The sequence below is a fragment of the Sphingomonas sp. Leaf33 genome (assembly GCF_001421785.1).
Lineage (GTDB): Bacteria > Pseudomonadota > Alphaproteobacteria > Sphingomonadales > Sphingomonadaceae > Sphingomonas.
In genome coordinates this window covers 41,066-52,012 of the sequence record NZ_LMLB01000001.1, presented here as the reverse complement: position 1 = coordinate 52,012, position 10,947 = coordinate 41,066, and the positions used below count along the sequence as shown (strand labels likewise).

The window sequence follows — 10,947 nt, the reverse complement described above, 5'->3', positions numbered from 1 at the left end:
CCGATCACAAGCCGGGCTTCTTCGCCCGCTGGTTCCTGTCGACCAATCACAAGGATATCGGCACTCTCTACCTGATCTTCGCGATCACTGCCGGTATCATCGGCGGCGCGATCTCGGGCCTGATGCGCGCCGAACTGATGCATCCGGGCATCCAGTACCTGCCCCAGTGGGCCGGCGTGCTGCACGGCGGCACGGTGACTTTCGACGAGGCGCTGCACTTCTGGAACGTGCTGATCACCGCGCACGGCCTGATCATGGTGTTCTTCATGGTCATGCCGGCGATGATCGGCGGCTTCGGCAACTGGTTCGTGCCGATCATGATCGGGGCGCCGGACATGGCGTTCCCGCGCATGAACAACATCTCGTTCTGGCTGCTGGTGCCGTCGTTCGCGCTGCTGCTGGCCTCGCCGTTCTTCGGCGGCGCGGGCAACGGCTGGACGCTCTACGCTCCGCTGTCCACCTACGGCGAGCCCGGACCGTCGACCGACATGGCGATCCTGTCGCTCCACCTGGCCGGTGCCTCGTCGATCCTGGGCGCGATCAACTTCATCACGACCATCTTCAACATGCGCGCGCCGGGCATGACCCTGCACAAGATGCCGCTGTTCGTTTGGTCGGTGCTGGTCACCGCCTTCCTGCTGCTGCTGGCGCTGCCGGTGCTGGCAGCGGCCATCACCATGCTGCTGACCGACCGCAACTTCGGCACGACCTTCTTCGATCCGGCCGGCGGCGGAAACCCGGTGCTGTACCAGCACCTGTTCTGGTTCTTCGGTCACCCCGAAGTCTACATCATGATCCTGCCGGGCTTCGGCATCGTCAGCCACATCGTCGCGACGTTCAGCCGCAAGCCGGTGTTCGGCTATCTCGGCATGGCCTACGCGATGGTCGCGATCGGCGTGGTCGGCTTCGTCGTGTGGGCGCACCACATGTTCACCACCGGTCTCAGCGTGAACACCAAGATGTACTTCACCGCAGCGACGATGGTCATCGCGGTCCCGACCGGCATCAAGATCTTCTCGTGGATCGCGACGATGTGGGGCGGGTCGATGCGCTTCCCGACCCCGATGGTCTGGGCGATCGGCTTCATCTTCATGTTCACCGTGGGCGGCGTGACCGGCGTCGTGCTCGCCAACGGCGGCGTCGACGACTATATGCAGGACACCTATTACGTCGTCGCGCACTTCCACTATGTGCTGTCGCTGGGCGCGGTGTTCTCGCTGTTCGCCGGCTTCACCTACTGGTTCCCGAAAATGTCCGGCAAGATGCTGAACGAGTTCCTCGGCCAGCTGCATTTCTGGGTGTTCTTCATCGGCGTAAACATCCTGTTCTTCCCGATGCACTTCTTAGGGTTGCAGGGGATGCCGCGGCGTTACCCGGACTATCCCGACGCCTACGCGCACTTCAACAACGTCGCGACGATCGGCTACATGATCATGGCGGCCGGCATGGTGGTGTTCTTCGTGAACGTCATCTGGTCGCTGATGGCGGGCAAGAAGGCGGGCGACAATCCGTGGGGTGAAGGCGCGACGACGCTCGAGTGGACGCTCAGCTCGCCGCCGCCGTATCACCAGTTCGAGACGCTGCCGAAGGTCGACTGATCCTTCCAGGGACATCGCCAGACTAAGAAACGCCTCGGCAGCAATGCCGGGGCGTTTTGTTTTGCCAATTTCCGAAGGTGCACAGCGCCGAAATCTGGCGTGATTTGCGACTCCTTTTGCGCGCCAAATTTCAAGCACTCAGAATTTCCGATACGTTTCAGTGATATAGAACACTGGCACACCTCATGCAGTGTCTCCCTCGTGCAGCGCCACCCAGCGCCCCGCCGACCAAGCCAAGGAGACATACCCGTGACCAAGACCATCGCCCTGATCGCCGCCACCGCCGCCAGCCTAATCGTTACCGCCGTTCCGGCCGCCGCGCGGACCGGCGCCTTCGACGCCGTGACACTCACCCGCCACGACGGCGGCGCGCGCTACTGCATCCGCAGCGGCTGGGGCACCGCAGGCTCCTACGCCAACCGCATGATCCGCCGCGGCGACTGCTACACCGAGCAGGGTTGGCAGCAGCGCGGTGTCGCCATCGATCGCGTCACGGGGCAGGTCGCGCCTCGCGCGCAAACGATCCAGCTGGCCGCCCGCTGATTACCGGCTCAGAACACAACGCGCCTCGACCCTCCGCGGTCGGGGCGCTTTTGCGTTTTGCAAGCGGCGACGTGACGTTCAAACGGTTTCGACCGACGTGCATTGTCGGGACGGCGCGGATTTGCTTCGTGACTAGGGGCGAGGAAGGGACGGGGCTCTACCCCCGCAGTCCACGAGGGACACCGCCGCCGCGCGAAATCGCCCCCCTCCAGAAGTTAGGTCAGGAAGTGCGCCGGACGTCGTCGCGACCTTTCTGATCCAATCACGATGATGCGGATTGATCGGAAATCGCTAAGGTCGGGCCATGACGCCGTTCACCCGCCGCTTCACCGCCCAGCCCGACCACATCGACGAACTGGGCCACGTCAACAATGCCGAGTGGGTGCGCTGGATCCAGGACATTGCCGTTGCGCACTGGGCCGCGGTCGCCCCGCCCGAGCATCAGGACGCCTATGTCTGGGTCGTCGTCCGCCACGAGATCGACTATCGCGGCAATCTGGTTACTGGCGAAAGCGTGATCGGCGAAACCTGGGTCGGCGAGGCACCGAAAGGCGCGCGCTTCGACCGCCACGTCCGGTTCACCGGCGACGACGGCAAGGTGAAGGTCGAGGCACGCACGACCTGGGCATTGCTCGACAAGGCGACCGGACGGCTGCTGCGCATTACCCCCGAGATCGCTGCGCCGTTCCTTGGCGAGACGACGATGGGCTGAGGGAAAGGGAAGGGAATAGACGCGCATCTCTGGCTGACCTTCGCCGTGGCTTCGCTCGTCATGGGCGTGATCCCGGGCCCCGGCGTCGCGAGCATCATTGGTTTCGCCTTCAGTTCGGGGCGTCGGGTCGCACTGGCGTCGGTCGCGGGGATGGCGGTCGGCAACGCGCTGGCGATGACGGTGTCGCTGGCGGGGGCCGGAGCCATCCTCGGCGCGTCGGCGGTGGCCTTCACTGTCCTGAAATGGATGGGCGCCGCCTATCTAATCGCCATCGGCGCCATCGCGATCCTGCGGTCGAGCGCAGCTGCCGTGGACACGGCGGGGCGCCGACCGGTCAGCCCGCGGGCGGCCTTCCTGACCAATGTCGCGGTCGGTACCTTTCACCCAAAGACGATCCTGTTCTTCATCGCCTTCGCCGCGCAATTCATCCGCGCCGATCAGCCGTACGTGCCGCAGGCCGCGATTCTGGTCGCCACGTTCACACTGATCGCGGCGGCAACCGATACGCTCTACGCGCTGACCGCATCGACCGCCTCGGGGCTGATCCGCCATCCCGCCGTACGGCTGTGGTCGCAGCGCGCCGGCGGCGGCGCGGTGATGGCGGCGGGTGTCGCGGTGGCTGCGATGCGTCGTTAATCAGTCCCCGGCAAAGCCGAACGGCGACACTCCCGCCTCCCGATCGTTGACGATCACCGCGCGGCCCGCCGGGGCGGCGGAGCGTTGCGGGCAGTCGGGGCGGGTGCAGGCGCGGCAGCCCAGACCGATCGGAGCCGCTTCTGCGGCGAGGTCCAGGCCGCGCGCGGCGGCAAGCGTGCCGGCCGCGTCGGCCGCAAGGCCCAGCGTGACCGCGAATCGCGCGCGCACCGCACCCTGCCAGCCCCCCGGCGGGCCGACGCAGCGCGAGGAGGTGAACCAGCGCGTGCCGTCCTCCAGCTGGACGAGCTGGACGATGCGCTCGTCGGGACGCTGGAAGACGGTGAAGGTGTCGAGCAACGGGCAGAGCCCCGGCCCTTCCACCAGCCGAGCGTTGCTGGCGCCCGCGAATCGCTTCGACACCTGGCCTGCGCGGTCGGTGCGCAGCATGAAGAACGGTAACCCGCGCGCGCCGACGCGGCTCAAGGTCGTCAGCCGGTGCGCGACCTGTTCGGGCGAGGCGCCGAAGCGGCGGCGGATCAGGTCGAGATCATATCCGGTCGTTTCGCACGCGCGCAGGAAGCGGGCGTAGGGCATCATCACCGCGGCGGAGAAATATCCCGTCAGGTGCCGGCGGTAGAGCTTGTCAGACGTGCGGTCGGCAAAGCCCGCACCGCGGACGAGGGCGTCGATCTCGGGGCGCGCCTCGATCTGACCGAGGTGGCGGGCGAGCGCGAACACGCGGCTCGGCGGGTCGAGCGTCTCCGACAACTGGATCTGCCGCGCGTGCAGGTCGATCCGCACACGGACGTCGGTCAGCACGTCCAGCGGCAGGATGCGGATCGAAAGATGGTGCTTGACCCGCAGCCGGTCGGCCAGGCTGCCGAACAGGTCGCCCGCGCCCTGACGCAGTTCGTCGGCGAGCGCTTCGGCGGCGGTGTCGAGGTCAGCGAAGTGGTTGCGCCACCGCTCGATCTCGCGGCGGACGGCGGTACTGCTGTCGGTGGGTTCGGCTGCCGTCACACTGCCGCCGCCGCGATCGTAGGCACGGGCGAACGCTTCCGCGCCGCCGGGCGCACCGATCAGCCATTCCTCAAGCTCGGCGCGGTCGATCTCCAGGTCGGCGAAGATCGGGTCGGCCAGGCGGCGGCGAATCGCTTCCGCACCCCCACCGGGCTCGCCTGCCGCCAGCGTGCGCGGGTCGAAGTCGAAGCGCTCGGCTAGGCCAAGCAGCAGGCTGGCGGACACCGGGCGCTGGTTGCGCTCGACGAGGTTGAGGTAGCTGGGGGATATCCCCAGCATCTCCGCCATCGCCGCCTGCGTCAGCGCAGCGCCGCGGCGAAGGCGGCGGACGGCATGTCCGGCGAAGAGCTTGCGATCGGCCATGACGGTCTTGTGAAGACTTTACAACGCGACAGCAAGTGCAAGCCGCTCCGGCGACCTGAAGACCTCACGTCTGTCACTTCCGGGGTATTCTGTCGACCGGCCTCGCAGGTAGTGTCATCACCTGAACACGACGAAGGGACTACACGATGACCACGACGTTCGAAGACCTGGTTCCTGCCCCGAAGGGCCGCTTCGACGGCATCGTGCGCCCCTATGCCCCGGCGGACGTCGAGCGGCTGCGCGGGTCGGTGCCGATCGAGCATAGCCTTGCTCGCCGCGGCGCGCTGAAGCTGTGGGAGCTGTTGCAGACCGAGCCGTACATCAACTCGCTAGGCGCGATGAGCGGCAACCAGGCGATGCAGCAGGTCCGCGCGGGGCTTCAGGCGATCTACCTGTCGGGCTGGCAGGTCGCGGCCGACGCCAACACCGCCGGCGCGATGTACCCCGACCAGTCGCTCTATCCCGCCAACGCCGGACCGGAGCTGGCGCGGCGGATCAACAACGCGCTGCTGCGCGCCGACCAGATCGAACATAGCGAGGGCGGTGCGACCCGCGACTGGCTGGCGCCGATCGTCGCCGATGCCGAGGCCGGCTTCGGCGGGCCGCTCAACTGCTTCGAGATCATGAAGGCGTATATCGCGGCGGGTGCCGCGGGCGTGCATTACGAGGACCAGCTGGCCGCCGAGAAGAAGTGTGGCCACCTGGGCGGCAAGGTGCTGATCCCGACGCAGGCGCATATCCGCAACCTGGATGCCGCGCGCCTGGCCGCGGACGTCAGCGGCGTGCCGACGATCATCTGTGCGCGGACCGATGCGGAAAGCGCAAAGCTCATCACGAGCGACATCGACGAACGCGACCGCGAGTTCCTGACCGGCGAACGCACGCCCGAGGGCTTCTACCGCCTGAAGGACGGCACCGGCGTCGACCATTGCATCAAGCGCGGGCTGGCCTTTGCCGAACACGCCGACCTGCTGTGGTGGGAAACGTCCAAGCCGAACATGGACGACGCGCGCCGCTTCGCCGAGGCGATCAAGAAGGAATTCCCGAACAAGATGCTGGCGTACAATTGCTCGCCCAGCTTCAACTGGGAAAAGAACCTCGACCGTGACGACATCGCTCGGTTCCAGCGCGAGATCGGGGCGATGGGGTACAAGTTCCAGTTCGTGACGCTCGCCGGCTTCCATCAGCTGAACTACGGAATGTTCGAGCTGGCGCGCGGGTACAAGGACCGCGGCATGGCGGCGTATTCGGAGCTACAGCAGGCCGAGTTCGCGGCGGAAGCCAATGGCTACACCGCGACCAAGCACCAGCGCGAGGTGGGCACTGGGTACTTCGACCTCGTCGCCACGACGTTGGCCGGGGGCAGCAGCTCCACCACCGCCTATTCGGAAAGCACCGAGGCCGATCAGTTCACCAAGCAAGCCGCCTAAGGGAGACGAGACGATGACCAAGGAACCGCAACGCAGCCGTGCCGTCTTCTCGACCGAGGATTTCGGGCTGATGAAGGAAGCCGTCGCCGATTACGTCCGCAAGATCGCCGACGAACCGCGCTCGGCCAAGTTCAGCAACCTGTACCATCGGTTGGGGCGCCTCGGCTGACCTGACGTCCCTGGAGAGGGTGCCTGCCCGTCCGGTCATCGCGACCGGGCGGGTTTTTGTTTGGCGTGAACCACAACCTCACCCCGTTCGCCCTGAGCTTGTCGAAGGGCCGTTCTTTGATACGCCCGCTTATCGCTCGCGGCACGAAGGACGGTGCTTCGACAAGCTCAGCACGGACGGGGGGAGGGGTGGTCTGCACCCGCCGCCTATGGGTTGTGCAACACACCCCCACCCCCTATCTGCCCAATCGGAACGATTCCCTCCGATTTGAGAGCCGCTCGCAACAATGCGCCTGACCGCCCAAGCCGATTATGCCGTTGTGCTGCTCGCAGCCGCCGCGCGGCATTGCGGCGTGTCCGGCCGGCTTAACGCGACGGTCATTGCCGAGGAGACCGGCCTGCCGCTGCCTACCGTGCAGAAGCTCGTCAGTCGCCTCAGCGCCGCCGGCCTGATCGACAGCGCGCGCGGCACCGGCGGCGGCTTCCGCCTCGCGAGACCCCCGGCGACGATCACGCTGGCCGATATCGTCGAGGCGATCGAAGGGCCGATCGGCCTGACGACCTGCGTCGATCCCAATTCCCATGACTGCGCGGTCGGCGGCGGCTGCCACGTCCGCCCGCACATGTCCCACGTCAACGGCGCCGTCCGCGGCGCGCTCGCGGGCGTCACGCTCGCCACCCTGTCCGCCGGAGTTCCCGCGTAATGGCTACCAAAAATGCCGAGGCTTACGAGGCCGCGAACAAGACGTACGAATGGGGCTTCCATTCGGACATCGAGCAGGAATTCGCGCCAAAGGGTCTGAGCGAAGACACCGTCCGCTACATCAGCGCCAAGAAGAACGAGCCCGAATGGATGCTCGACTGGCGGCTGAAGGCGTTTCGCCTGTGGCAGACGATGGAGGCGCCGAACTGGGCCAAGCTGAACATCGACCCGATCGATTACCAGGACGCGTATTATTACGCCGAGCCCAAGGCGAAGCCGACCATCTCCAGCCTCGACGAGCTCGATCCAGAGATCAAGCGCGTCTACGAAAAGCTGGGCATCCCGATCGAGGAGCAGAAGGTGCTTGCCGGCGTCGAGGGCGCGCGCAAGGTCGCGGTCGATGCGGTGTTCGATTCGGTCAGCGTCGCGACGACCTTCCGCGCCGAGTTGGAAGCCGCCGGCGTCATCTTCCGCTCGATCTCTGAGGCGATCCGCGAATATCCCGATCTGGTGAGGAAGTGGCTGGGCAAGGTCGTGCCGATGCACGACAATTACTTCGCGACGCTCAATTGCGCGGTCTTCAGCGACGGGACCTTCGTTTATATTCCGGAAGGCGTGCGGTGCCCGATGGAGCTGAGCACCTATTTCCGTATCAACGCCGAGAACACCGGCCAGTTCGAACGCACGCTGATCGTCGCCGACAAGGGCGCGTATGTCTCTTATCTGGAGGGCTGCACCGCGCCGATGCGCGACGAGAACCAGCTCCACGCCGCGGTCGTCGAACTGGTCGCGCTCGACGATGCGGAGATCAAATATTCGACCGTCCAGAACTGGTATCCCGGCGACGAGAACGGCAAGGGCGGCATCTACAACTTCGTGACCAAGCGCGGGCTGTGCCAGGGCAAGCGCAGTAAGGTCAGCTGGACGCAGGTCGAGACAGGCTCGGCGGTCACGTGGAAATACCCGTCGTGCGTGCTGAACGGCGAGGACTCGGTCGGCGAATTCTACTCGGTCGCGGTCACCAACAACCGCCAGCAGGCCGACACCGGCACCAAGATGATCCACAACGGCAAGGGATCGCGATCGACCATCGTGTCAAAGGGGATTTCGGCCGGCCGCAGCGACAACACCTACCGCGGCCTCGTTCGCGTCGCGCCGAATGCGGAGGGGGTGCGCAACTTCACCCAGTGTGATTCTCTGCTGCTGGGCGACCAGTGCGGCGCGCATACCGTGCCGTATATCGAGGTCCGCAACCCGTCGGCGCAGATCGAGCATGAAGCGACGACGTCGAAGATCAGCGAGGACCAGCTTTTCTACGCCATGTCGCGCGGGCTGGATCAGGAAGCGGCGGTGGCGCTGATCGTCAATGGCTTCGCGCGCGAGGTGCTGCAGCAGCTGCCGATGGAATTCGCGGTCGAGGCGCAGAAGTTGCTGGGGATCAGCCTGGAGGGGTCCGTTGGATAAGGACTTCTCGGGAATGACCGTCAACGACCGATTAGCTGCCGCCGGTTTGCTCGCGCTTATGACAACGCCGTCGCTTCTCGTGAACGCGACAGGATTAATGCCGTCCTCAGTCAAGTTGGGCTGCGTCAGGACGAACAGGGAATGAATTGGTCGCTTGATGCTCAAAATTGAAAACCTTCACGCCGAAATCGACGGCAAGGAAATCCTCAAGGGCCTGAGCCTCACCGTGAATGCGGGCGAGGTCCATGCGATCATGGGACCGAACGGCGCGGGCAAGTCGACGCTCGGCTATGTGCTGGGCGGCCGGCCGGGCTATGAAGTGACCGCGGGGTCGGTGACGTTCGACGGGCTGGACCTGCTCGCGCTCGAACCGCATGAGCGCGCCGCCGCCGGCGTATTCCTGGGCTTCCAGTATCCGGTCGAGATCCCCGGCGTGTCGAACGTCCAGTTCCTGCGCGAAAGCCTGAACGCCCAGCGCGCGACGCGCGATGAAAAGCCGCTGTCGGGCGCCGAGTTTCTGAAAATCGCGCGGGCGCAGGCCGATGCGCTGGGTCTCCAGCAGGACATGCTCAAGCGCCCGGTCAATGTCGGCTTTTCGGGCGGCGAGAAGAAGCGCAACGAGATGGTGCAGATGGGGATCATCGCGCCGAAGTTCGCGATCCTGGACGAGACCGACAGCGGCCTCGACATCGACGCGCTGCGGATCGTCGGCGACGGCATCAACCGCATCATGCGCAAGGCCGACAAGGCGGTGCTGCTCATCACCCACTATCAGCGGCTGCTCGACTATGTGCAGCCGGATCGCGTCCACGTCCTGGCCGATGGTCGCATCACGCGGTCGGGCGGGCCGGAACTGGCACACGAGCTGGAGCGCGAAGGTTACGGGGCGGTCGCGGCGTGATCCTCGCGGCTCTCCTGATGCTCGGTGCCGATTACGTGACGGTGACGAGCACCAGCCTCGACAAGTTTCGGGCGCAGGTCGCGTTCACGTCGTCGGGGCCGCAGTGTCGGATCAAGGTGTCGTCGGGCGATGCCGATGTCGATCGCGTCGGCTGCACGGCGATCGAGAGTTGCTATCCGACGTATCAGTCGCGCTATGCGACCACATCCGATCGCGAGGTCCGGCCTTCGGTGCGCAAGGTGATGCGGGCGGCGCTCGATCAGGAATTGCAGGATTGTATGAAGACCGTCGGTGATCGCGGCCTCGTCGAATTGACTGCCCGTCGTGCGGGAGGGTTACGCTGATGGCGACGCTTGCCCTTCCCAACCCGCGCGAGGAAGCGTGGCGCTGGGCCGATCTGGAGACGCTGCGCACCGCAGCGGCCAGCGAACGGTCGAGCCTGCCGGCAGCGGCGTCGCTCGGGCTCGACGGCCCGCGTCTGGTGTTCGTCGACGGCGTCTTCGCGCCTGAACAGAGCGCGCCGGGCCGGCTGGTCGTCGAGGCGCTAAACCTGACGACCGCGCATCCGCTGGGTGCGCAGGCGAGCGGGACCGGTTGGTCGCTGACGCTTGACGCAACGCAGGCCGAAACCGTGGTCGAGATCGTCCATGTCTCGACCGGCGGCGAGAATCATCTGCCCGCGCGCATTCGGCTGGGCGAGGATGCGGTCGCGAGCATTGTCGAAACCTATGTCGGCACCGGCTGGGCGAACCGGTTGGTGCAGGTCGAACTCGCCCGCTCCGCCCGATTGCAGCGCGCCGTGCGTGTCATCGCCGACGCCGGCTTCGTGTCGACCCGCGACGAAGTGTCGATCGGGCAGGCTGCATCCTACGTCGCGACCTTCCTGGGCGCGGGCGGCATGGGCACGCGGTTCGATGCCGCGATCGCGCTCGACGGGGACGAGGCCTATGCCGAAATGGGTGGCGCGCTGCTGACCCGCGGCGCCCAGCGACAGGAATGCGCGGTGCGCGTGCGTCACGCCAAGCCGCACGGCAGCAGCCACCAGACGTGGCGCGCGGTCGCGGCGGATACCTCCACCGCCAGCCTTGCCGCCGCAGTCGAGGTCGCGCGTAACGCGCAGAAAACCGATGGCCAGCAAAGCCTGCGTGGGTTGCTGTTGCAGCGGACGGCGACCGTGAACCTGAAGCCCGAGCTGGAGATCTTCGCCGACGACGTGAAGTGCGCGCACGGCGCGACGGTGGGCGAGTTGGACCGGCGGGCGCTGTTCTACCTCGAAAGTCGCGGGATCACGCCGGCGCGCGCGAAGGCCCTGCTGACGCGGGCGTTCGTGGCGGACGCGCTGGAGCGGATCGGCGATGAGACGGTGCGCGCGGCGTTCGTCGCGGATGCCGATCGGTGGCTGGAGACGG

The 10,947-nt window shown here is 66.1% G+C and carries 12 protein-coding genes; 11 read left to right on the top strand and 1 reads right to left on the bottom strand.

Annotation, left to right across the window (positions count from 1 at the left end):
• The 4 genes from ctaD to ASE86_RS00260 all read left to right on the top strand — a co-directional run.
• Positions 1-1,598 (top strand): cytochrome c oxidase subunit I (gene ctaD / locus ASE86_RS00275; protein ID WP_056421547.1); only part of this gene is annotated, 1,598 nt, incomplete at its 5' end.
• 249 nt (positions 1,599-1,847) lie between these two features.
• Complete coding sequence (locus tag ASE86_RS00270) at positions 1,848-2,141, top strand: hypothetical protein (RefSeq protein WP_056421546.1); 294 nt, start codon at positions 1,848-1,850, stop codon at positions 2,139-2,141.
• Between the two features lie 304 nt (positions 2,142-2,445).
• Positions 2,446-2,853 (top strand): acyl-CoA thioesterase, encoded by a 408-nt coding sequence (locus ASE86_RS00265; RefSeq protein ID WP_056421545.1) that lies wholly within the window; start codon positions 2,446-2,448, stop codon positions 2,851-2,853.
• Between the two features lie 45 nt (positions 2,854-2,898).
• Complete coding sequence (locus tag ASE86_RS00260; protein WP_235523942.1) at positions 2,899-3,489, top strand: LysE family translocator; 591 nt, start codon at positions 2,899-2,901, stop codon at positions 3,487-3,489.
• Here the strand turns inward: ASE86_RS00260 and ASE86_RS00255 are convergent, their stop codons facing one another.
• The gene (locus tag ASE86_RS00255) at positions 3,490-4,872 is read right to left on the bottom strand and encodes a helix-turn-helix domain-containing protein (protein WP_056421543.1); all 1,383 of its coding nucleotides are present in this window, start codon (positions 4,870-4,872) and stop codon (positions 3,490-3,492) included.
• A gap of 146 nt (positions 4,873-5,018) precedes the next feature.
• On the opposite strand from ASE86_RS00255, the gene aceA reads away from it, so the two are divergent.
• From aceA to ASE86_RS00225, 7 genes are all read left to right on the top strand, one after another.
• Positions 5,019-6,302 carry an isocitrate lyase gene (gene aceA / locus ASE86_RS00250; protein WP_056421542.1) on the top strand — a complete coding sequence of 428 codons (1,284 nt, stop codon included), beginning with the start codon at positions 5,019-5,021 and terminating at the stop codon, positions 6,300-6,302.
• Between the two features lie 13 nt (positions 6,303-6,315).
• Entirely contained in the window at positions 6,316-6,471 is a 156-nt protein-coding gene (locus ASE86_RS16265) for a hypothetical protein (protein WP_200911467.1), read from the top strand.
• A gap of 286 nt (positions 6,472-6,757) precedes the next feature.
• Entirely contained in the window at positions 6,758-7,174 is a 417-nt protein-coding gene (locus ASE86_RS00245) for an RrF2 family transcriptional regulator (RefSeq protein WP_056421541.1), read from the top strand.
• Positions 7,174-8,637 (top strand): Fe-S cluster assembly protein SufB, encoded by a 1,464-nt coding sequence (gene sufB / locus ASE86_RS00240; RefSeq protein WP_056421540.1) that lies wholly within the window; start codon positions 7,174-7,176, stop codon positions 8,635-8,637. Before ASE86_RS00245 ends, sufB begins: the two co-directional genes overlap by 1 nt.
• 157 nt (positions 8,638-8,794) lie before the next feature.
• A complete protein-coding gene (gene sufC / locus ASE86_RS00235; RefSeq protein WP_056421539.1) occupies positions 8,795-9,538 on the top strand; it encodes a Fe-S cluster assembly ATPase SufC in 744 nt (247 codons plus the stop codon).
• Positions 9,535-9,882, top strand: a complete 348-nt coding sequence (locus ASE86_RS00230) for a hypothetical protein (RefSeq protein ID WP_056421538.1) — start codon at positions 9,535-9,537, stop codon at positions 9,880-9,882. The genes sufC and ASE86_RS00230 overlap by 4 nt, the downstream gene beginning before the upstream one ends.
• A partial coding sequence (locus ASE86_RS00225; protein WP_082441563.1) for a SufB/SufD family protein occupies positions 9,882-10,947 on the top strand: 1,066 nt, incomplete at its 3' end. The genes ASE86_RS00230 and ASE86_RS00225, both read left to right, overlap by 1 nt.

Excerpts from the sequence above, each read along its gene's own strand:
- ASE86_RS00265 (WP_056421545.1), top strand. The coding sequence starts at position 2,446 with ATGACGCCGTTCACCCGCCGCTTCACCGCCCAGCCCGACCACATCGAC.
- ASE86_RS00255 (WP_056421543.1), bottom strand. The coding sequence starts at position 4,872 with ATGGCCGATCGCAAGCTCTTCGCCGGACATGCCGTCCGCCGCCTTCGC.
- aceA (WP_056421542.1), top strand. The coding sequence starts at position 5,019 with ATGACCACGACGTTCGAAGACCTGGTTCCTGCCCCGAAGGGCCGCTTC.
- ASE86_RS16265 (WP_200911467.1), top strand. The coding sequence starts at position 6,316 with ATGACCAAGGAACCGCAACGCAGCCGTGCCGTCTTCTCGACCGAGGAT.
- ASE86_RS00245 (WP_056421541.1), top strand. The coding sequence starts at position 6,758 with ATGCGCCTGACCGCCCAAGCCGATTATGCCGTTGTGCTGCTCGCAGCC.
- sufB (WP_056421540.1), top strand. The coding sequence starts at position 7,174 with ATGGCTACCAAAAATGCCGAGGCTTACGAGGCCGCGAACAAGACGTAC.
- sufC (WP_056421539.1), top strand. The coding sequence starts at position 8,795 with ATGCTCAAAATTGAAAACCTTCACGCCGAAATCGACGGCAAGGAAATC.